Origin of the sequence: Acinetobacter sp. YH12039, from assembly GCF_013420015.1 — a bacterium.
Lineage (GTDB): Bacteria > Pseudomonadota > Gammaproteobacteria > Pseudomonadales > Moraxellaceae > Acinetobacter > Acinetobacter amyesii.
In genome coordinates this window covers 1-23,826 of record NZ_VOZA01000016.1, presented here as the reverse complement: position 1 = coordinate 23,826, position 23,826 = coordinate 1, and the positions used below count along the sequence as shown (strand labels likewise).

Genomic DNA, 23,826 nt, shown 5'->3' with positions numbered 1-23,826 from the left:
TAGGTTTTTTATAATTTTACAACACAATATATGGTATATTCAGCCATTGCTCCCCTACTTAAAAAAATATGAATATATTGTTTTATTTTTAGCTATTTAGCACATATGGGAAAGCATCATTGTATGTCTGGAAAGAACAAAAGCACACCAAATTACCGCGTATCTGCAAAAAACCTGCAATTAATGTGTTATCCAAAGTGTATGCAGGCCTACCAAATCTGGATTGCTCTATTTTTTCAGCTTAATGAGAAACAGCAAAACTATCATTTGGATTTCACTTTTAAACAAAATATAGATATCCCTCTCCTTACTACCGATAAACCAGATCACTATTTTTTTAGTAGCCATTTCAGCTGGATCTATGCTTATTATTACAATAAGAATAAAACTCAATTTAAGTTTAAAGCTTACGAGAAAAATAATTCATATGAATCCATCATTCAGGCTCTAAATGAAGTAAGAAGCTTACTCAGTTCTGGTTTGCATCACTCAATTCAGGGCTTAGATATCATTGCATACTGGCTGAATGAACAATACCGACCTGACCATCTTCAAGAAGTTTTCGGTCATAAAATTTTAACTATCAACCAACTGCGAGAATTATCAGGACTATCCAAATCCCAAAGCCCGGTAAGTTCTTTTTCAGATTATGCAGGTCCAATTTCATTAGAAAAAATTCTGGTTGGAATTTCATCATGAATGGATATAGTTATTTAGAAGATACTCAAGAATTAAAGCTTGAGCCGTTTCGAAACTTCTACCAAGTATTGGCAGAAGCAAAGCTGGAAAATTATCAGAACTCAATCAAGCTCAACGACCTCATTCAACAATATGAAATTACTAAACTTAATACTTTTATAGCTCAAAGCCTGACTGATAAAAAAGTCAGCGAGTATCCTCTGGTTCATTACCTTATTGCAGTCATCAACACTCCATCAGCATATCAATCAAACGCGCTGAAATGGGCTATTTTCAATACTCAATGTATTGAATCACTCAACAGCAAAGGACATTCAGCTACCATAGTTAATCTTTGTAGGCGTTTTCGTTTAGCTAGCACAAAACAGAAATATTATTGGCTTTACAATTTCTTATCTCCTCTTCCAATGGAATTAGAAGAGCTAGTTAAACTTCTAAAAGAAGCTGAAACAGAAAATAAAGAGCTAATTAATCGCTCAATACCAAATTTAGATGAAGAACGAATTAGCCAGCTGGCAAATCTGCGTGTGATCTATCAATATGTCTTTACTCAGTCTGAACGTTTAAAACGAAATCGCCAAAGCAGTTCGGGCTCCAAAGAACCTCCTCAAACTGATGTTCAAAAGACATCAACAATATCTCTCGATGATGAACAAACGCATCAGACTCATTTTGAACAAGGTACGGCCAAACAACCGCGCGAAGATAAAACTATAGAAAAAGTTGAAGATCATAATTTTGAATTTAATCAACTTGAGCAATACTCTATTACAGCTCAGGTCAATAATCTCAAGAACAAAGTTCTGCATCAAAACAAGAATCAGTTAATGAGCAAGTCAAATCCTCGTGTCTTTGATTTGCCTACCGCACAGCATATTATGCGAATTTTGTTTGAACAGGCAAAGACCTCTCCAATTCATGCCTTGCTTTTATTTTCAGTACTCAGTTTGACGCATTATGAAGAGCTATTAGTATTTCGGAAACATTTCCGTCTGAGTTCAAAAAGAAAAGAAATTACTTTTAGTCCTGAAAATTTCTATTTTCGGCAAAGCTTTGATAGCTCCAAGTTTAAAGATGCTTTATTAAAAGAATATATGATGAATCAGGGAAACTCTTTTACAATCCCATTACCCAAAGTTTATTTTGATCAGATTTTTCAACTAAAAAAGTGGGATAAAGCTGATATTGCTTCAGATGTACAAGAATATTTACGTAGAATCAGTGACGGCCTTACTTTTCATTTAACAGCTCGAAACCTTCCTCGTTTAATTAGCGATATCACGTTGAATGAACTCGGATATGAATTGGAAAGTAAATTACTTAGCGGAGAAAACGTTAATAGCTACACCCCAGGCCATTACTATTCAATGAAAATTGTTGATATCCTCGATATTTATAGCCAAACACTTTATCTGGTTTGCCCGCAGCTCGACACTAGTTATATCGAAGAATTTAAGTCCCCTGTTACTTTTGGTAGTCAGCAAACGCCAGACCTGCCTCTGGTTAAATCCTTTTTTAAACAGCTTGACCAGCAAGTTCGGGGTAACCCTAACCCTTTTAAAACACTGAAATATTATTCAATTTGGCTATGGTACGTTTGCATGATTATGACATCTGCCCGACCAAATGAAGCCTTTCCCCCGAATCTCGATTATCTTGATCTCGACAACCGTTTGGTGGCTGTTGCAGATAAAGAGCAACGTTATTCGGGTACCATTGGGCGCTACCTGCCATTTAATAATTTTCTTCGAGATGAAATACAGTCTTATCTAAAATACTTAAAACAATTTCAGCACCTTATGAAGGCTTGTGCTAGCCAAGTTAAAACAGAACTAATTCAAGAAATTTTTGATGGTAAGCGCCCTTTCCTTTTAGGTTTTGGGCCTGAGGGATATATCCGAAATTTAGAACTTGCCGATATTGAAAAGAACAGTCCAGAAATAGGTTTGCAACGTAATTGGACTCGCCATTTCGCTCGCTATTTTTTTGCACAGCACTGCGATGAAGATATGCTGAATAGCATCTTTGGTCACGATGGCCCCATGCAGGAACTTTTTGATCGCTATTCGGGTTTTCAGGCTACTGATTACGATCATATTCGAGCAGCGCAAGACAAGCTGGTCGGAATCTTAAAGCTTAAAAGTATGTCTACATTTAATGGGTTCCTAATTGAATGAGTAAACATCCACACTCCCTCAAAAGAATAGAAAAGCATAGAAAAAACAAAGCATTTCTTCTGAACTTGTTTAGCGAGAAATGTACAGAGCTGACGCCTGAAAACTATTCGGAAATTTGTCGCCAAGTTGATAATCAGCTTTTAGAACACTGTAAGTCAAATATCCGTAGCTATCAGATGGCACGTATAGAGTTTGCTAAATATATTAAGCGCTTTAATCGCTTATCGAATCAAAACTATCCGGTGCCCGCCACTCCTGTGAGACATGAGAGAACTCTACCACAGCAGAATATTGAAACCTTAAAAAATGGTAAAAGGGTGACTCAATTTGCTAAAAATATGATTGCTTATTGGGCCAATACCAAAGACTTCAGCCCGACACAATCACTCGGCTTCTGTTTAATGAGCACAATATTATTCAATGGTATTTATAACAATACCGAAGTGCAGAAGTTTTTAAAAATTATTTTAAAAACGCATAAATTTCAAAGTTTTTTAAACTTGAATCATCTAGTTTCACTAGAGATCCCAAATCGAAATTTTGGTAATCAACGTATAAATAACTCCGATTTTTCAGTTAGCTATACAAAAACATTTGTGTTAAACGATATTGTGAAATGCTGGATATACAGGCTCAAACATCAGGAATTTGATTTATTTTCAGATATTAATGATGCAGAACAAGTGATCAACACTTGCCTCATCGAATGCTTTCCTGAGGAAAAGGTACGTTATAAAGACCTGTTAAAATATGGTTTTTACTATACACAGTTCCTAACAAACAGTGGCCTAGATCAAATATCAATTTGTATTTTAAAAAATGATATTTACAGCTCTAGTCCACTTGAAAAACAATTAGCAGCTTACTTTGTTCAGTTTGAACAAACGCATACTAATAACAATTATATTGAGAATACTTATGAAAATCGTCAGGCTCACTCTAAAGTCAAGATCACATTAGATATAGCAGAAACTTTAATAGGAATACGTCAAGCCATTCGTGCAAAAAATTATAAAGATCAACTCATAGAATTATATTCTAGAGAACTATCTCCAGCCTTAGAGCGTTTGCTGATATGGACCATTCTGCGCTCAAAATTAACAGAGGCACAACTGGACTGCCTAAATCAAATAATTCAGCAGCAGAAACGTTTTAAGCGCAAGCTTATACAAGCAGATTTTCAGCCTGTTAAGCAAAGTTCGCTAAATACCATGTTTTCACAATTTGCTGTTCATTGGCTGCAGGCAACGCAAGATAAAGATATTTCATCATTCTCAAATGCCGATTTTGAAGATATGTATGGAGAAATGATTTTATTAAAGAAAGAAACGACTCGAGCGACTATACAAAAACGCCTACAAGAATTCCATCACAAACAGACCTTATTCTTTAGTGCGCCCACCGTCGATTTAGATAATTTAATCCAGGTAAAAATTTGTAAAACTGCGCTGATCTCACCCCATCTTTTTCATAGCATGTTACAGCAGCTCGAAAACCATCAAGGTATTTCAGTTCAGGATAAAAATATGTTTAAACTGATTTTTATCTTGGGATTTAGAGCTGGATTACGGATTAATGAAACATTAAATATCTTTGTACGGGATCTACTTATTACTGAAGATGCTGTGATGTTAACTATTCGCAATAATCGCAGTAAAAATCAAAAAAGTTATTCAGCTTACCGTAAGATTCCTCTTCATCATCTGCTTAAAGCAGACGAATTACACGCATTCAAAACGTATATTAATAACAGAAAACGTCTTCTCAAAGAACAAGGAAAATCACTTGCACAACCGCTGTTCCTAAAACAGTCGTTGGAAGAAAGTCATGAAAATGAAGTGAACTCACTGCTCAAGCAACTGATTCAACCTATATTCGAAGAACATAGCTTTACTTATCATAGCTTGCGTCACTCTGCTTTTAATCATCTTTATCTCATTTTAAAGAACTCAGAACTTGCAGATGCATTTACTGACTACGACACTCATGAGCAAATACGCATTCGTTATGCTTTGCTACGAAATAGAAATACTCAACAGACTTGGTATGCCCTCTCGCATTTTGCCGGGCATCTGACACCTGAAACAACCTGTTCAAGCTATCTGCATTTAATGCATCTGGCGATCACTTATCAGCTGAATCAAATACAAAGCCCGCTTCCTAAAGAAGCGTACTTTAATATTCTGAAACATGATGACGATATTAAATATCCTGTGCAGCAACGTGCCATCAGGCAATTCTTATTTGATCAACTCACTAAAGACCGTTACAGGCAACATGATCATCAATATCAACCAGAACAACAGAAATCGCCTGATTCACTGATGCTAGGAGCTCATGACTCAGAGATGACTTTTGAATTATTGCATCACATTCTTGCAGTAGAAAAAGAGCAAGATCTTCTGTTACCTGAAGGCATTCCTTTGCAAATCGCGCAAAAATTACGTGCCAGAGCCCTGCATTTGAAAACCTCCTGTGTAAACCAAAAAAAATCATCGAGGTTATTTACCACAGATTTTTTAAGGAAAACTCCTGCTGCATTAGTTACCATGTTGCCAACCAATCAGGAGGAGAAAAAGGTCATTCACCATGTCCAGGAGCGTTATGCAAATGTACAAAGTAAATATAAAAAACAGCTTCATATGATCTACTCAATTTATCTTGAAAAAGTTCAGCCAAATTCAGCCCAGTTAATTTTTGAACTGAATGAAAAACGGCAACTGAAGAAACTTCTTTCTTTTATTCATAGCTTATTTCCCAAAAAATATCTTCATTTAGAACTCTCTCAGCAGAGCAAGACAGAGCTCAAAAAGACATTACAGGATTTAACATTACGGGCAGAAAACTTCAGCCTGAATGAAAATGAAAGGCGAATTAAATTCTGCTTCAAAGGTAAAGAGGCAAAAGCACTTGGGGTATTCAAATTACTGATGTATCTCATGATAGTTTCTCATCTTTAAGCTGTTTGTAATAAAAATTTGAACTATGAGAAATGGTAATCAAATAGTATAAACTCTAGATATCAGCAACGTCTGAAACAGAGATCAGTCATGCATAAAACACCAGAAAAAATTGCAAAACAAAAAAAGGTATTAGCTAAAGCTGTTTTATCATCTGCAAATCAACTTGGTTTGACACAGGGCCAGCTTGCTATCATTCTCAATTTAGATTCAATAGAAACTTTAAATTCGCTTGAGTTAGATCCTGATTCAAGTCAGGGAGAGCTCGCAATTATTTTAATTCGTATTGCAATATCACTAGATGCTTTAACAGGTGGAGAGGCTAAATGGATGCAGCATTTTATGAAGGCACCAAATAAGTTAACCAAAGGCATTCCAATAGAACAGATTCAGACTACTCAGGGATTAATTACTATATTAAACGTAGTCGAAGGGCTTCGGCTTCAGGGTAAATATTAAGATATACAAGGCCTTATTACACACACAAAAAGTCATTGTTTGTCTAATAATTTAAATTTAAGGTATAAGAAGTTCCTCTTCTCAAGAGGTATACAACTGCCTCATTATTGATAACTGCCATACATATATGGATTCTATTAACTTAATTCGAGGCTAAATTGAATCTTATAAGTTCAATTTAGCCATTCAAGAATCATTATAAAAGTTTGCTATATAGCTAACAAATTTGGGGAGCAAAAAATGGCTACACGAGGTGAAATAGGTAAAAAAATACGTTTGGCCAGAAAAGGATTGGGCCACACACAGAAAAGTCTTGCAGAAAAAAACTAAAGTCAATAAAACAACAATTTCAGAGATGGAAAATGGCCGTTTTACAGGTTCATTTGACATATTTGAACGTGTGCTTGATGGTGTTGGTTTACAATTCGAAGTGAATAAAAAAAATTGTAAATTGCCACAGTGGGATGAAATTGAAGAAATATTTTCAGAATATGACAAATAAATAAACAGCTTTTTTACACAAACATTCAAAAGGTGAATTCTCCCCAATCCATTCAAATTAATTTTTTATATGAAAGCTGATTGAAATACACATCTAGATCATAAATCTGATTAGATAAATGCGGATCAAATCGACATCCATTTTTAAGAGAGTTTTAAGGTTAAGAACTTAAATTAATCAAATCTCGTCTTAACTGAATCACTTCTATGTCCCCTGATCGTTCACTCTATAAAGGCACTTCCGGAATACAACGTATTTTCAATGCTACCCGTTATTCCGCGGCCGGTCTTAAAACAGCCTTCCGAACTGAAGCTGCCTTTCGGCAGATCGTGCTAATTAACCTGATTTTGATTCCTCTTAGTTTTTGGATATCCGAGAGTCTAGCTGAGCAAGCACTCATGGTGGCTGTGTGCCTGCTAGCACTGATTGTTGAACTGATTAACTCAGCAATTGAGGCAGTAGTGGATCGTATTTCCATAGAACAGCATGAGTTATCCAAAAATGCTAAGGATATGGGCAGTGCCGCTCAGTTTGTCGCACTCAGTTTAATTACCGTAACTTGGGGCATCATTTTAATCGGTCATTCATTGTGACCTCATTTTTGCTACAACGACAAGAATGGAATATTTAAAATGTTGTCAGAGCGATCTCGTTTTTTACTAAATCAAATATTACTACTGAGTTTCAGTTTTTTGGTTCTTTTGAACTTCTTTGATATTGGAGGAGTGCTTGATTTACAGCTTATCTATCCCTTTATCGATGGTCAGGGACAATTTCCCCTTCGGCAAAATTGGGCGCTGGCAGAACTTAATCATCGTTATGTTAAAGACATGCTGATTCTGGTGTATATCCTATTATTTCTAGGCTGGCAGGTCTCACTAAAATGGCAGAACTGGCATACGCGGCGCTGGGAATTTGGCTATTTCTTTAGCATGGTAGCAGTGACCACAGCCTCGATCGGAATTTTAAAATCCCAGTCAGCCCATGCCTGTCCCTGGAATATGGTTATTCCTACTTATGATGGTATTTTATGGGATTTTAGTGCTACTGCTGGCCACTGTTTTCCTGGAGGGCATGCCTCTAGCGGTTTTTCCTTAATGGCTGGCTATTTTGTTTATCGCATGTCTAACCCCAAGCGGGCTTATTTCTTTCTGATCGCTGCGGTAATTTTAGGGTTAGCCATGGGCTGGGCACAAATGATGCGTGGAGCGCATTTCCTGAGTCATAACCTTTGGACTGGCTGGATTATCTGGTGTCTGAATGTTATCGGCTATGCGCTATTTAGTCACAAATTAGAGATAGAAAAACTGTTCCTTAGCGCGTTTAATCAAGCAGCCTCAACGCCCAAATAGCCCTAAGCCTATCCCCTTAGGCTTTGGCTAAAGGAAATTTGACCTGTACACAAAGGCCACCCAGATTGAGACTTCGGGAAAATTCTAGTGTTCCACCCAAGCGTTCGGTGGCTTTATCTACAATGGACAAACCCAAACCACTGCCAATTTCTGCATAATTATGTATCCGGTAGAAGCGTTGCCGAATCTGATTGAATTGAGCAGTATCAATCCCGGTTCCGCTATCTTCGATCTGTAAAACTGCCTGCTGGCCTTGCTGGAAAATCGATACGTTAATTACGCCATCCTTCGGACTATATTTAATCGCATTATCGATCAGGTTATAAATAATTGAATGCAAGGCCGAAGCTTGGCCGTGAATCAACAGTTCCTGTTGCTGCTCCACCCCTAAATCAATTTCTTTCTGTAGTGCCAGTTGGATCAATTGCTCAATGCAGGCGACTGTCATTTGATTCAGAGACAGGGATTGTACAGGCTCAGTTAAACCATCTGTGACTTCCTGTTTGGCCAGACTTAATAGCTGATTTACCAGATGTTGCATCCTCAAGACGCCCTGACTCAAGTTGTGCAAGGCATCACTTTGTGGAAATTGCTGTAATAATATCTGCAACTGTAAATTCAAAGCTGTCAGTGGTGTACGTAGTTCATGTGCAGAGTCTGCTACAAATTGGCGCTGCTCTTGTTGTGATAGGGAAATACGGCCAAACAGGTAATTCATTTCCTGAATGGTCGGTTCCAGCTCCAAGGGATAATCTTTCATTGCGATCGGCTTTAATTCTTGAGCCTTACGGCTGGCCAATTCTGTTTTAAAATCATTAAGAGGCTGAAAATTTCTCCGAATTACCCAGCTTAAACCGAATATAGCAAAAGGAAGAAATAGTACATAAGGGAGAAACATGTTCGCTGCGAGTTCCAATGCTAATTCTTGCCGGACATTTTTTTGCTGGCTCACTTGGATCTGCAATTGGTCTCCAGGAATAATATAAGTTAGCCAAGTCCCGTAAGGGGTCTGATGCGTATAGAATCCTGCTTTCTTGACCGATGCAACCAAAACATCCTGTGGATGTAATGTAGTATGTGTATAAGACCAGATATCTACAAATAAATCTTCCTCACTATACTGTTTTTCTAAATCGATCTTGCTTTGTAGCGGTTCTGGACGATTTTCTGCAATGCGCTCTGCGAGACTTTGCATCTGTTTGTCCAAGACTTCATTAATTTCTTCAAGTGCAATCCGGTATGCTGCAAAGATTAGTACACAGCCCAATACCACGCTAAACAATGAAATATAAATAATTAGACGTTTTTGTAAGGAATAACGTTTTGGCTTCATGCTCTATCCTAAGCGATATCCTAGACCACGGATCGTCCGTATAAAGTCTTTTCCTAATTTGGCGCGCAGATGATGAATATAGACTTCCACAGTATTACTACTTACATCACTATCGAAATCATAAAGTTTGTCTTCTAAATCGTTTTTAGAAAAAATTTTGCTAGGATGCATGAGGAGTGCAGTGAGAATAGACCATTCCCGATTAGACAACTCGATCGGTTCACCATTAAAGCATACGATGTGCTGTTCCAGGTCCAGTTCCAGCCCACTGTGTGATAATTTCTTATTCATATCTGTCACAGTATTTTTTAAGCCGGCACGTCGGATTAAGGCATGAATACGGGCCAGCAGTTCGTCAAACTCATAGGGTTTAATCAAGTAGTCATCAGCTCCCTGATTCAGCCCATCTACCCGGTTTTGTAATTGATCCCGGGCAGAGATAATCAATACCGGTAAATTCGGAAACTTCTGCCGGATATTTTTTAGCACCAACATGCCATCCATCATTGGCAAACCTAAATCGAGCAGCACAATATCGTAGACCTGCTGCTGTAATTGTTTTAAACCCTCAATCCCATTATTGACCCAGTACACCTCAAACTGATGCAGTTTAAGCAATGTTTCAGTCGACTCGGCAATCATAAAGTCATCTTCAATAATCAGTATTTTATGCATTTCAAGCTCTGTTTTTTAATGATGATGAGCATTGTGCAAGCATATCATTTTTAGCTTCAATCACTTGCGTTTTTATATCCAGCATACTTAATAAGCTGGGGAAAAGATGATCGTGACTGCGTGCCTGTCCGGTCTGTGTTTTTAAACAGTTTAGCTGCAGGGCATTATACTGTTGCCAGGTATCAGAAAACCACATCAGCATTGGGATATGGGTTTGCTGCGTGGGCGCCATGCTATAAGGAGCACCATGCAGGTATAAACCGTGCTCTCCGGTAGATTCTCCATGATCAGACAGATACCAGAAACCGGTTTGATATTGAGTCTGTTGCTTTAAAGTTTCAATGATCTCGGCAAGAACATGGTCTGTATATACAATCGAATTATCATAGCTATTCTTTAATTCTTCTGTACTGCAGCCCTGAATGGCATTGGTATTACAGGTCGGTTGAAATGGCTGATATGGTGCTTTGGAGCGCTTGAAATATGCGGGGCCATGACTGCCCATCTGATGCAGTACAATTAACTGCGGTTTCGAGTTGTTTTTATCCAGATGCGCCAGATAATCTTTCAGGCTATCCACCAGGATTTCATCAAAACATTCACCACCAGCATCACACCATCTCTGTTTCAGTTGGGCTGGAATCTGGTATTTTTGTACGCGGTCACAGGCACCTTTACAGCCCGAATTATTATCAATCCAGGTCACCTGATAACCGGCCCGCTGAGCAATATCCAGCAAACCTTCTCGGTGGCTAGCCAACTGTTCATTATAGTTTTGACGTGTCATCCCTGAAAACATACACGGTACTGAAACAGCTGTGGCAGTTCCGCAAGAACTGACTTGATTGAAATTAATTATCGGTAACTTGCTCAGTTCAGGATTGGTATTGCGTGCATAACCATTTAAAGCAAAACTCTCGGCACGTGCAGTCTCCCCAACCACCAGCACCATCAATTTGGGTTGTTTCTGTATTTGAGCCTGCTGCAGCAGATGGGCATCTTCACCATAAGGAATCAAAGGCAAATTGGCTTTAGGTGCTTTCTTTTTATAGTAGGATACGGTGGATGCAATACTATTTTGCGGGGAAATCATGCCCTTCAGATCGCGGTGCTCGCGGAAGATGGCTGCATAATCGACATAAAAACAGAATAACAGTCCTAGAATCAATACGGCCGAAAGCAGACTGCTCAGGCTTTTATGCAACAATTGACGCCCGAAAGATGCAGGCTGAATGTTCAGCATCCAGACGATACACAAAGGAAAAATCACAAAGACCAGCGTCCAGATCACCAGCCGTATTGACCAGAGATCACGGACTTCCCGGGCATCGGTCTGCAGCATATTCTGGATCTGGTCCGGCGTAATAACAACCCCCAGACTATTGACAAAATAAGCACTAAAACCGCCCAGAATGATCAGCACACTGGCCAGTATCTTGGCATTCCATTTCCAGTTCAGCCACTGCAAGACCAGATTGTACAAGCCGATAACTACCAAGACTGTAGCCGCCAATAATGCGTCTGCCTTGAGGTTGGTATAAGGCGTCAGTTGATGGATTTTCTGATAGAAAGCAAAGTTTAAGACCAGTCCCAGCCAAATGGCGAGTAACAGGTTGAAGCGTGCAAGGCTGAGGGGTTTGATCTGGCGTAGACCGGGAAAAGAAGGCAGCTTAAGCATTTTTTTTAGTTCAAAGACTTTAATATGCTTTAGCCTAAAATTTGAATCTTAAAAATGACTTAAAATAATCTGAGAGCTACAAAAACTTATACATATTTTGATTTCAAATCAAATCTGATAAAACCAAAAATGCAGCCCAAGCACGTTGGGGAAAATCCGCAAGTAATGCTCAAGCAAATCATGAGCACAGCCCGAGTATTACTCAAGTCATGCTTGAACCAGGCCCTGGACTGCCACCATTCTCCTAGACAAATTTCGTCTATTCTTTTTGCATAGGAGAGAACATTATGAGTGGACAACGATATACGCCAGCATTTAAATTAAATTTATAAATCAATATGATAAAATCTATTTTTTTGACTATCGTTTTAATAAATATTCAATTTTTTGAAAAATTCAATTCTGACAATCAATCCTCCAACTGCATTTGCACGTTGTAAAGTAATCTTGCCTAAATGAGAGTCAATAATCTGCTTCACAATAGATAATCCCAGACCACTTCCTACTACAGAACTGGCTTGATTTATTCTATAAAAACGCTGAAATATAAATGGGATTTGTGCTTCATCTAGACCTATGCCGTTATCTTCAACCTGTATAAAACTACCATTTCCAATACTTCCACAACTGACTTTAATAATAGGTTTATGTATTGAACTACGATAAAGAATGGCATTTTCGAGTATATTTCTCAACATAATTTCCAACTGATCTGACTGCCCCCAAACGCACACTGAGGTGAGATGCAATTGTAAGTCTACACCTGCTTTTCTGAACTGAATACCCATCATTTCAACTGTACCTTTAACAATATCTACCAAATCAATATTGCTTTTGTTTTGTGTGGCATTCGGTTCAAGCCTCGCTAATGTAAGCAACTGAGTAATCATTCTTGATGCTTTGTCTACTCCTGTAATAATGTCCTGTGCAGCTTCCTTAGACTCCTCATTGGAACGTGCATTTTGAAGTACTTGGGCATGTAAGCGTATAGCAGCTAATGGTGTACGGAGTTCATGAGCGGCATTTGAGGTAAAACGTTTTTCACGTTGCATACTTTCAGCAATCTCACTAAGTAAGGTATTTAAAGAGCTCACTAAAGGTTCTATTTCTTTCGGTACAACTGGCTTAATTGGATTTAAATGTTCAATGGATTGTTTTTCTAAGTTTTGACTAATGCTATATACAGCCAATAAATGACGACGGATCGTGCAAATAATCAACCATAATAATAATGGCAAAAATATGATTGAAACCAAAATCAAAAACAGCAACATATCTTGCTGAATATCTTTTCGAATTGTCCAAACCTGCGCAATTTGTACCTGTATTGTATGCGTACTATCCCAAACAGAATAACTACGATAAGTATTATTATTCAGTTTAATCCAACCAAAATTATCTTGCTGAACAAATGGCTGTGTTTCCACACCAATAGAACGATAAATTAATTGTCCATCACGATGCCAAATTTGAAATACAATTTGGTCATAATGCTCACCCTTAGCTTTTTCAATCACTGTATGCTGCGGTACTTTTCCATCTAGGGTACTTAGAGTCGTAGACAATAAAGCATGAGCAGTTTCTGCTAATGACTTATCAAAAATATTATTGGCAGTGTTTTGCATTCCCCAATAAATACTTCCTAAACTACCCAACCAAACGCTAGTGGTAATTGCCAGTAAAATTATAGATAAGCGCTGGGTTAATGAATAGCTGCGAATTGGATCAGCCATTTAATGCTGTTCATCCATGATATATCCAAAACCTTGTACTGTACGGATAATATTTTTACCTAATTTCCGACGCAAGTTATGAATATAGACTTGTACAACATTACTACTCACATCAACGTCATAAGCATAAAATGAATTTTCTATATTTTCACGCGAAATTACACGACCACGATTGAGAGTAAATAACTCCAATAAATGAAACTCTTTATGTGTCAACTCAATTTCGACTTGATTTAACAGTACTTGTTTACTCGCTTTGTTAATACTAATATTTCCAACCTGAATTAGGTCCCCTACCTCTCCTGAAATTCGGCGTAATACAGCATGAATCCTTGCTACGACCTCATGTAAATCATAAGGTTTAACAACAAAATCATCAGCTCCTGCCTCTAGACCTGTAATACGATCATTAACTTGATCTTGAGCAGTCAGAATAATAATTCCAACTTGATTCTTTTTGCGACGTAGTGATTTTAAAATTTCAATCCCATTTCGATCAGGCAAACCTAAGTCTAGTAGAATAAAGTGATAATGATAACTCACTAAAAAATGGTACGCTTGCTCTGCTGTGCTCGCAATGTCAACTACAAAGCCCATTTGATCTAGACCACGTGCAGTTGCTTTTGCCAACAAGCTATCATCTTCTACCAATAGAACTCTCATAACACCTTTTTCTCTTGCTTACCAAACTACAGCGCAAATTTATAATCCCTACTATGCTCGTAAATATTACTGTTAAATTCTATCCATCTCATGTAAAGGCCACAATTGATGAGAATCAAGTAATAAGGAACTCATACTTTCTGCATAATCTACTTTAGCTTGATCGACTCGGCTACGTGCTTCAATCAATTGCTGCGAATGCAACAAAAGCTCATTGAGATTCAACTCACCTAATTTATACGCTTTTTGCATCAAGTGATGTTGTTGTTGCAACAGTTGTAAGTTTTCTTGCGCCTTCGTATTCCGTACAGTCGCTGACTCCATTTGAATCACCCACCCCTGTATTTCTTGACGCAGACGTTTTTCTACACGCAATACCTCCAAATCCGCTTTTTTTGCTTCTGCCGCTGCCATTCCTGAAGCAATACCGACTTGTCGCGCAGTCAAAGGAATTGAAACACTAACCCCTAATAAATTCTCCTCTCCCGATTGCTCCCTACTGTAACCAAAACCAATCGTAGGATCTGGCAGTCTATTAAGCTGCTCTCTTTTTAATACTGCGTATTGCTGTGTAGCTTGCATCCTTACGAGTGCTAACTCATGATTAACTGACAAAATTTTCTGTACCCACTCTGCTTGACTATACTGTATAGGGCTAGGCTGTATAACATCGCTGCTCCACTGTTCAGGGATCTTTCCTCTATAATCGCGGGCCAACAATTGCTGAGCTTGAATATATGCAGCTTTAGCTTGCATATATTGTTCCTCAAGTTGTTGGTACTCATTCTTCAAGAGCATTAGCTCAAGTCGTGGTGCATCTCCTGCTCGAATACGTTGTTCAGTCACTTGGATAAATTGCTGAATTTGATCCAGCTGTTCTTGCAGTCGCTTCAAATGCAATGTGCTTCGCATATAAGCAAACCAACTATTTAACAACATTTTAGATGCTTGATGTTGAGCATTCTCATACTTCAGTTCTGCAATACTTGAAATACGTTGTGCTAGATCTTGATCTAGCCGGTATTTATTAGGCAAACGTATTTGTTTTTCTATCCCCAAACTAGGTTCATAACTATTGGCTTGTTTTCGCTCTAGTTGTGTATCCGTCTTACGTACTTGCATACCGGCTGTAACAGTCCACGGATTTTGCCCTACTTTTAATCCTTGTCGGGCAAAGTCTGCATAATCTTGCTCTGATATTGCAGCACGCACATTCGGATGTTCTACTAGACTCTGTTGTACTGCTTCAAGTGGTGGCAAAGCAGCTTCAAGTTGAGGTTTTGCAATTGCTGTCGAAGCCACTGTAAAACAATAGCCCAACCCAAACAGATACCAAATTTGGCCTAGAAGTGTTGATTTAAATTTGATATTTAATGTCATTAGTCAAGTGCTCCTTGGCTCATATAACCAGAAATTAATGTAGGTATGACCCAATAAAAACAATCACTTGATTTAAATTTTTGCTGAATATGCGCCAAAACCAATGATACAGATTCGTGTTGTACAATCAGCAATATAAGATTCCGTTCAGTTGCTCCGCGAATTTTTTCCTGAACATTACGATAATGTTGGCGATTACCAAACCCTTGTGCGTTGACACAAGTACACCCTGAAATCAACTCAGGAATTAACCACAAATGCTCCATAAGTTCTTCAGCAATATCAGAGGACACGTTAATAGAGAGTTGGCATATTTCAGACATGATGATCTCGCGCTAAACCAAATTTTTTAAACAAGTTAGGAAGTAAAATCAGAGTCAGCAAAGTACAAGAAATAAGCCCTCCAATCACAACTATCGCCAATGGACGTTGAATCTCGGCACCAGGGCCAGTAGTAAATAACAATGGGATCAAACCTAAAGCTGCAATACTCGCGGTCATCATGACTGGACGTAAACGGCGCATAGCACCTTCACGAACAACTTCCTCAATTGCAACACCACGAGAAATCAGTTGATTAAAATAACTAATCATCACTAAACCATTCAGTACAGCAATCCCCATCAAGGCAATAAAACCAACTGATGCAGGAACAGATAAATACTCACCTGTTAATGCTAATGCAAATACTCCACCGACTAACGCAAAGGGAATATTGACGAAAACCAATACGGCTTGACGCACCGAACCCAAAGTCGTAAATAGTAAAAAGAAGATCATTGTTAATGCAGCAGGTACAACAAGCATTAAGCGAGCAGCCGCACGTTGTTGGTTTTCAAATTGCCCCCCCCATTTGAGTGAGTAGCCGGTTGGTAACTTGACTTTCTCTGCAACCAATTGTTTTGCTTCATCTACAAAACTAACTAAATCACGATCACGTACGTTGGCACGTACCACTGACATTCGTGATGCATTTTCACGATCAATTTTTACGACACCCTCAGTCTTAACCACTTCTGCTAAAGATAACAATGGCACTGCAGCTGCATTCTCAATTGGCAAGGCAATATTGGAAAATTCAAAACTCGACTCTCCCAAACGTGGATCCCCTTTCATCATTAATGGAACAGGGCGCCCCTGTTCAATAATGGAACCTATTTCTTTGCCTTCCACGAGCATCTTGAGTTGGGCTTGAACATTTTGACTGTCCAATTGATTTCGTATAGCCATATCACGATGGATTCGCAGCTCTTGATACTGTACTCCCGAATTTTCGAGTGTCATGACATCTTCATTGCCTTCAATGCCTTGTAGAACTATTGCAATTTGCTTTGATAAATCATTAAGCTGGTCTAAATCACTTCCAAAAATTTTGACAGCCAAATCTCCTCGTACTCCAGACAACATTTCTGAAGTGCGCATCTCTATGGGTTGACTAAATGTTAAGTTCACGCCAGGAACATCTTGAAGTACAAGACGAATTTTTTCTAAAATTTGCTCTTTATTTTTGACTTGCCATTGCGTTTGTGGTTTTAGCACAATGAAACTATCTGTTTCATTTAACCCCATAGGGTCTAATCCCAATTCATCAGAACCTGTACGTGCCACAATTCTTTCAACTTCAGGCACTTGTTCCAAAATACGTTTTTGAATATCCAGATCTAATGCAATTGAGTTTTGTAAGCTAATCGAAGGGATTTTTTCTAACTGTAAAATAGTATCTCCCTCATCCATGGTTGGCATAAATGACTTTCCAATGAATGGGAAAATCAATGCAGCCAGAAGTAAGGTACCACCTGCTAAGACATAAATCTGTTTAGGATGGGCTAAACTCAGATTCAAAAGTTTTCGGTAACCAGTTTCTAATTTAGCTACTAAAAAGGGTGTGTGATGTGCTTTCGGTTTTAGAAAGAATGAACACAGTACAGGAATCACTGTCAAAGAAAAAATTAGTGAACTTGATAAAGCAAATACAATTGTTAAAGCCACAGGTGAAAAGAGCTTCCCTTCCAATCCTTCAAGCGTGACCAATGGAATAAACACTAACATAATAATGATCATGCCTGCTGTGACTGGTACTGCAACCTCAGACACTGCGCGGTAAATCATATTTAATGGCGGTAAAAAAGAACGTTGCGGTGACTCTTTTGCTTCAGCAAGTTGCATTTCAATATTTTCAACCACTACAACTGCAGCATCCACTAATAAACCAATCGCAATCGTCAAACCACCTAAAGACATTAAATTGGCACTTAAACCAAAATGGTGCATCATCAAAAAAGTACTTAGTGCAGATAATGGTAAAACTGCCGCAACCACTAAAGCAGACCTTAGGTTTCCTAAGAACAATAAAAGTAAAATCAAGACTAAGACAATAGCTTCTAATAACGTTTTACTTACGGTATGAATGGCTCGGTTTACCAACTCACCACGATCATAAAATGGTTCAATCGTTGTACCCTGTGGCAGAGTTTTTTCAATGTCGGACAAATGCTCACGAACATGTTGAACGACTTGACGTGCATTCGCACCTTTTAAAGTTAATACAATACCTTGGACAGCCTCACCTTGGCCATTTTCAGTCACTGCACCATAGCGTGTGAGTGCTCCAGTATGTACCTGTGCAACATCTTTAACCCGCACCAATGTTCCTTGATGGCTAGAAACAATAATATCGCCTAACTCTTCAAGGTTTCTGACGCGGCTATCGCTTCGGATCAGTAATGACTCTCCATTTTCATTAAGCCGCCCAGCACCATCACTGGCATTATTTAGCTCGATTGCCTGTTGTAGCTGTGTTAAAGATAAGCCTCGTGCCGCCAGGGCCTCTAAATTAGGGGTCACTTCAAATGTACGAACAAGTCCCCCCAAAGCGTTAACATCGGCGACCCCTTCAATTTTACGAAGTTGTGGACGAACCACCCGATCAAGTAGAGTTCGTTTTTCCATATCACTGAGTGGCCCATGTAAGGTAAACATAAAAGATTCACCTAATGGGGTCGTCATGGGTGCAATTCCACCTGACGTACTACTTGGTAATGCAGACATCACATTACTTAAACGTTCATTCACCTGTTGTCTAGCCCAATAAGGGTCAGTGCCTTCAGCAAAGTCTAATGTGATAATCGCAATCGCGTATTTAGATTGCGAACGCATTACTGTCTGATGAGATATTCCCAACATTTCTTGTTCAATGGGTACAACAATACGGCTTTCCACCTCTTCGGGCGTCATGCCGGGCGATTTCATCACAATTTGTACTTGCGTACTTGACACATCAGGAAAAGCATCAATTGGTAGTTTCGTAAAAGCAATGTAGCCTGCCACACTGATCGCCAATGTGAGCAATAATATTAAAATGCGCTGACTAAGTGAAAAGGCGATAAGACGTTTTAACATATGTCTCACCTCAACGTTCTGTAGTGCTAATAGGTGCTTGCTCTGCACCAAAGCCAGACCACACCGCCTTGAGACGCTCTACACCACTGATAGCAAGTTGCATTTTGGGTTTTAATTTTTCAGCTGTAATATAACTTTGCTGCTGATCAGCTGATAGAACTTCAACCGTTACAGCTTCAAACCCCTTCTGATTTTTAACAAAAATAATGTGTTTACCATCTTGTGAGGTTATGGCAGTACTTGGTACTGGCCATGCTGCAATTACTGTTGGCTGCTTACTTTGAACATGAACTTTGACAAATTGTTGCACCCGCAAACAATTATGTTTGGTATCCATTTGTACGATGATATTTTGAGTTTGTGTATTCCCTACAAGTGCTGGAGCGATATTTTGTATATGCCCTGTAATATCACAACCTTCAACCTGAACAACATCCCCAATATGCACATATTTACTGTCAGCTAAATTAGCTTGTAATAACAATTGTAACGGTGAATCAGCGTTTACAAGTTGACCTAATACTGTACCAGCCTCAACATACTGACCTGTAGAAACCTGTAAGTTTTCTATATAACCACTTGTTGGGCTTTTAACATAGACAATGGAATTTAGACTATTTACCTGCCCTCCTCCCATAAATTGCAGCATTCGCTGTTTTGCACCTAAGTTAATATTAAGACGCTGTACTTGATTCTGTGCCTCTTGCACACGCTTCTCGGCAATAATGCCTTCAGCATATAAGCTACGTTCACGTGTTAAATTTTGCTGGGCTAATTGTTGTTGAGCACGAAGCTGCAATATTTCATTTTGAATCTGAATTAAATCTGGACTATGTACAGCAAGTACATGATGATTCCGGGTAACTTCTGCCAAGGGTTGTACCAAAACTTGCTGCACCATTCCTGAAACAGGACTAGTCAGTACAACTTTGCTTTCTGGTGACCACTGTACTTGCCCTTGTAAAATAATTTGTTTTTGTATGTTAGTAGAAGAAGCACCTAATGTGTGTAATTTGATCCCAACTTGCTCAATTTGTTTTGAAGAAATTAAGATTTGTTGCTCTGAGACTTCAGGACTCCTCTCAGCCTCTGAAACCTGTCTCTCTACTTTAGCCTCTATATTTTTATTCGAGAGCAGCTTACTTCCCCACCATAGCCCAAGGCTAATCAAGATCAAGACGCTCATTAGATATAATAGTTTTTTAAAATTTAGTACATCTACTCGCTGATCCACTCGTTTCATCCTTCAAGAGATTTTCTCTACAAAGCTAAGATTAAGTTCTTAAGATCAGATTAAGTTTATAAACCTATTTCAGACTGCATAGGCCCAAGTGAACCGTATTGGGTTTGTGGGAGACTTTTATTTAACTGATGTTACGTAGTAAGTGCATTTTGAGCATCTTCGCTACTACATGTTGTAGTCGATTTATAAATTATTAATAATCATTATATTAAACTATATATTGTTATTATTTCTCACGAAAATCAGCATCAAAACATAGGTGACTTTTATAAACTAAAATGTCTAAAATGAAGTGACCAAAACCACATTAAATGATCTAAATTGATCAAAATTTTACTCCACCAAAAACTATATACCAGTAATCAAATCATATACTTATAATTAAGGTCATTTAATGGAATAAATCTCGGTGACCTTGCCAAGGTTGGGGTCGGGAGTTCGAGTCTCCTTTCCCGCTCCAAATTTTTTTCGATTCAGTTTTTTAGTAAAAAAACAGGATAGACTCCGCGGGAATAGCTCAGTTGGTAGAGCATAACCTTGCCAAGGTTGGGGTCGGGAGTTCGAGTCTCCTTTCCCGCTCCAAATTCAAAAAGCCCTCATCGAAATATGGGGGCTTTTTTTATGACTAATTTTATTCATTTTTTGAAAACCTCCTACTACTAGCTACTCGAAAATTAGGATTATTCTTTAAATATACGAGACAAAATAACATCCCTTGATTTGATAATATGTGATGAAACACCGTGTATCAAATAAATTACATGACTCTCTTACTCCCTATAATTAAGGTGACGAATTAAGCATAAAAAGGGACTTTAAAAGTTGAATGCGATCTACGTTTTAGAATTTGTGAAAAACTATGATTAGTGTAGTTAATTACTTATTAAAATTTTAGATATTGATCATTATTTTTTCAAAAAAAACCAAAGCCTAAGCTTTGGTTTTTTAGTAAATTGTATGTCAATTATTTTTGATCAGGCAAAGCATAGGCAATGATGTAATCACCTACATCTTTAGAGTGGCTTGCACCACCTGCAGAAATAACCACATATTGTTTTCCAGTTTTTGGTGACTTATAAATCAATGGTGCTGCAACAGCAGCCACAGGAAGTTCAGCTTTCCACACTTCTTTACCGGTTTTAGAGTCTAAAGCACGTAAGTAGTAATCTTGAGTACCTGCAAAGAATACTAGACCAGAAGCAGTTGACGTTGGACCACCTAAAGTAGGCATACCAAGAGGCATTGGCATATGAGATTTAATACCTAAAGGTCCAAGTTGTTCAGCAGTCCCCATTGGCACTTCCCAAACGACTTTTTTAGATTTCAAATCAATCGCTGTCATGGTTCCGAACGGAGGGCGGTTACATGGTACACCCAATGCAGACTGCATGATGTCGATTTTTACACCTGCATATGGACCTGCAAATTGTGGACGTACAGTCCCCATGAATCCTGGAACTTCATCCGTTGAGATTTTGTACTTGCCCATGTCTTCTTTACGTACAAGAGACATACGAAGTGGCATACGCATATCGTTGACGAACATCAAACCTGTTGATTCATCGATAGAAATACCACCCCAGTTCATACCACCTAAAAGACTTGGCCATTCTATATATGGTTTTTCACCCGGCGGGGTATAAAGACCTTGATACACAGAATCTTTATAATCAATACGACAGTTTAATTGGTCAAAGGTAGAGATCCCCCACATGTCTTTTTCACGTAAAGTGTCATTCCCAATTTGTGGCATATCGACAGAATATGGTTGAGTTGGAGAAAGTTTTTCACCTTCAGCAGCACCAGAGGTTGGAACGGCTTTTTCAACCACTTTAGACACTGGTTTACCCGTACGACGGTCTAAGACAAAGATTTGTCCCATTTTAGTGGTTTGAATCAATGCAGGAACTTTTTCACCTTGATCATTGGTCATGGTGTAAAGCACAGGTTGTGACGGTAAGTCATAATCCCATACGTCATGATGCACAATTTGATACGACCACACTGTTTTACCAGTCGTTGCATTGACAGCAACGACAGCCGAACCAAATTTCTCTTTAGCACCACTACGGTCACCACCCCAATAATCTGGAGGACCATTACCAGTAGGTAAATAAACAAGATTTAAGTCTTTGTCATAGGTTGGAATGGTCCACATGTTTGGCGTTTCAAGGGTATAACCTTTACCATCTTTAGGCTCACCAACAAGTTCAGGATTACCAATATCCCACGCCCAAGCCAATTTACCTGTACGAACATCATAGGCACGTACGACACCAGAAGGCTCGCCGTGCACAATATCACGGACCCAGCCACCTAAAATTGCAACATGACCTGCAATGAGAGGAGTTGATGTTGGGTGGTAGCGTTTACTTTGTTCAGTTGGCCCCATGTCATGTAAAACATCGACTTGACCATTGATACCAAACTCAGGGCATAAAGCACCTGTTTTCGCATTCAAGGCAATTAAACGACCATCAACAGTAGAGGTTAAAATACGTTGTGGACATGCTTTGATGCCGTTAGATGCTAAATCGGCAGGTGTAAGTGATTTATCTTTAGTTGCATCGTAGTAGCCTACACCACGACAGGTAATATGTTCCGCAGTTTTTGCTTTAGGATCATATTTCCAAAGTGCTTTACCACTATCACCATCAATGGCAGTGATAATATTGGTCGGTGTACATGAATACAGTGTGCTACCAATTTGAATGGGTGTATTTTCGTCTACACCTGCTTTCAAATCACGACCCGTATGGTAGGTCCAAGCAACTTTCAAATCTTTGACATTTTCAGGGGTAATGTCAGTATATGGAGCGAAACGTGTACCGTTACCATTACGACCAAAATACTCCCAGTTGTCTGGGTTTTCAGCATTTGGTTTTGCTAAACTTGGATCTTGTACGAGATCAACTGGATTTAAAATTTTGCCATGTGGGAAGAATGCGGCAATCAGCGCAACCACACAGGCAGCTAAACCAACGAATCCAACTTGATTGGCTATTTTAACTTTTGTGAGCCTCAGTGCAGGCAGACTACGACTTGCCCATAGGCTTAAAACAAATAAAACAGTTGGGGTCACTAAACGTGGAATATATTGCCAAAAGTCAAAACCTTGCACTTCAGCAATTGCCCAGATCACAGTTGCAATAAATGTGATGATAGACAACCAAAAGCCAGCGGCTTTTTTCATTGCATATAAAACAGCGATGACGATATACGCAACACCAGCAATGAGATAATAGCTTGAACCACCGAGACTCAATAATTTAGAACCTTGGATGATTAAATATAGTGCGATCAGAGCAGTCAGTACGATAAAAAAATATCGGTAGACTTTAGCCCCTACACGCTCTTGCGGAGAGGTTTGTTCTGTGTTCATACCTTGCCTCTGGGTAATATAGGCTTGGTTAAATAGTCAAAAAATTAGAATAAAGTAAAGTCTTTAGGACTTACGCATTGACTGATTCAAAAAAGTATTAAAATACTTTATAAAGTATCTGTGATCAGACGAATTAAACATGCTTCTACAGCAACTTGTACATTACCCATTTATATGGGCTTTCTCATGAC

Annotated in this window: 16 protein-coding genes, 1 tRNA gene and 1 pseudogene; 8 read left to right on the top strand and 10 right to left on the bottom strand. The window is 38.7% G+C overall.

The genetic code is table 11. From position 1 onward, the window contains the following. The first annotated feature begins 201 nt into the window (after positions 1 to 201). From FTT98_RS08750 to FTT98_RS08720, 7 genes and pseudogenes are all read left to right on the top strand, one after another. A complete protein-coding gene (locus FTT98_RS08750; protein WP_180110598.1) occupies positions 202 to 699 on the top strand; it encodes a hypothetical protein in 498 nt (165 codons plus the stop codon). Then, positions 696 to 2,876 (top strand): hypothetical protein, encoded by a 2,181-nt coding sequence (locus FTT98_RS08745; RefSeq protein WP_180177275.1) that lies wholly within the window; start codon positions 696 to 698, stop codon positions 2,874 to 2,876. Before FTT98_RS08750 ends, FTT98_RS08745 begins: the two co-directional genes overlap by 4 nt. Further along, positions 2,873 to 5,836 (top strand): site-specific integrase, encoded by a 2,964-nt coding sequence (locus tag FTT98_RS08740; RefSeq protein WP_180177274.1) that lies wholly within the window; start codon positions 2,873 to 2,875, stop codon positions 5,834 to 5,836. The genes FTT98_RS08745 and FTT98_RS08740 overlap by 4 nt, the downstream gene beginning before the upstream one ends. 90 nt (positions 5,837 to 5,926) lie before the next feature. Beyond that, positions 5,927 to 6,295 carry an MbcA/ParS/Xre antitoxin family protein gene (locus tag FTT98_RS08735; protein ID WP_004974310.1) on the top strand — a complete coding sequence of 123 codons (369 nt, stop codon included), beginning with the start codon at positions 5,927 to 5,929 and terminating at the stop codon, positions 6,293 to 6,295. A 240-nt stretch (positions 6,296 to 6,535) separates the two neighbouring features. Further along, positions 6,536 to 6,797: pseudogene (locus FTT98_RS08730) on the top strand (helix-turn-helix domain-containing protein). Positions 6,798 to 7,003: 206 nt separating this feature from the next. Beyond that, on the top strand, positions 7,004 to 7,390 hold the full coding sequence (locus FTT98_RS08725) for a diacylglycerol kinase (protein ID WP_151203565.1): 387 nt from the start codon (positions 7,004 to 7,006) through the stop codon (positions 7,388 to 7,390). 39 nt (positions 7,391 to 7,429) lie between these two features. Continuing rightward, on the top strand, positions 7,430 to 8,149 hold the full coding sequence (locus FTT98_RS08720; RefSeq protein WP_180177273.1) for a phosphatase PAP2 family protein: 720 nt from the start codon (positions 7,430 to 7,432) through the stop codon (positions 8,147 to 8,149). 16 nt (positions 8,150 to 8,165) lie between these two features. Here FTT98_RS08720 and FTT98_RS08715 read toward each other — a convergent pair whose 3' ends face one another. The 9 genes from FTT98_RS08715 to FTT98_RS08675 form a co-directional block, all read right to left on the bottom strand. Further along, a complete protein-coding gene (locus tag FTT98_RS08715; RefSeq protein WP_151203561.1) occupies positions 8,166 to 9,482 on the bottom strand; it encodes an ATP-binding protein in 1,317 nt (438 codons plus the stop codon). Between the two features lie 3 nt (positions 9,483 to 9,485). Continuing rightward, entirely contained in the window at positions 9,486 to 10,157 is a 672-nt protein-coding gene (locus FTT98_RS08710) for a response regulator transcription factor (RefSeq protein ID WP_151203559.1), read from the bottom strand. A gap of 1 nt (position 10,158) precedes the next feature. Then, positions 10,159 to 11,835: a phosphoethanolamine transferase gene (locus tag FTT98_RS08705; protein ID WP_180006176.1), complete on the bottom strand. Its 1,677-nt coding sequence runs from the start codon at positions 11,833 to 11,835 to the stop codon at positions 10,159 to 10,161. A 368-nt stretch (positions 11,836 to 12,203) separates the two neighbouring features. Then, a complete protein-coding gene (locus tag FTT98_RS08700; protein ID WP_004974307.1) occupies positions 12,204 to 13,568 on the bottom strand; it encodes an ATP-binding protein in 1,365 nt (454 codons plus the stop codon). Next, positions 13,569 to 14,231 carry a response regulator gene (locus FTT98_RS08695; RefSeq protein ID WP_180177272.1) on the bottom strand — a complete coding sequence of 221 codons (663 nt, stop codon included), beginning with the start codon at positions 14,229 to 14,231 and terminating at the stop codon, positions 13,569 to 13,571. It lies immediately after the preceding gene. A gap of 72 nt (positions 14,232 to 14,303) precedes the next feature. After that, positions 14,304 to 15,611 (bottom strand): TolC family protein, encoded by a 1,308-nt coding sequence (locus FTT98_RS08690; RefSeq protein ID WP_004974304.1) that lies wholly within the window; start codon positions 15,609 to 15,611, stop codon positions 14,304 to 14,306. Beyond that, positions 15,611 to 15,934: a DUF3240 family protein gene (locus tag FTT98_RS08685; RefSeq protein WP_004974301.1), complete on the bottom strand. Its 324-nt coding sequence runs from the start codon at positions 15,932 to 15,934 to the stop codon at positions 15,611 to 15,613. The genes FTT98_RS08690 and FTT98_RS08685 overlap by 1 nt, the downstream gene beginning before the upstream one ends. Next, complete coding sequence (locus FTT98_RS08680) at positions 15,927 to 19,010, bottom strand: efflux RND transporter permease subunit (RefSeq protein ID WP_004974298.1); 3,084 nt, start codon at positions 19,008 to 19,010, stop codon at positions 15,927 to 15,929. The genes FTT98_RS08685 and FTT98_RS08680 overlap by 8 nt, the downstream gene beginning before the upstream one ends. A 10-nt stretch (positions 19,011 to 19,020) precedes the next feature. After that, positions 19,021 to 20,244, bottom strand: a complete 1,224-nt coding sequence (locus FTT98_RS08675) for an efflux RND transporter periplasmic adaptor subunit (RefSeq protein WP_004974297.1) — start codon at positions 20,242 to 20,244, stop codon at positions 19,021 to 19,023. Between the two features lie 515 nt (positions 20,245 to 20,759). On the opposite strand from FTT98_RS08675, the gene FTT98_RS08670 reads away from it, so the two are divergent. After that, positions 20,760 to 20,835 (top strand) — tRNA-Gly (locus FTT98_RS08670). 382 nt (positions 20,836 to 21,217) lie between these two features. Here the strand turns inward: FTT98_RS08670 and FTT98_RS08665 are convergent. Next, entirely contained in the window at positions 21,218 to 23,635 is a 2,418-nt protein-coding gene (locus tag FTT98_RS08665) for a membrane-bound PQQ-dependent dehydrogenase, glucose/quinate/shikimate family (RefSeq protein ID WP_180177271.1), read from the bottom strand. Positions 23,636 to 23,826: the final 191 nt, after the last annotated feature.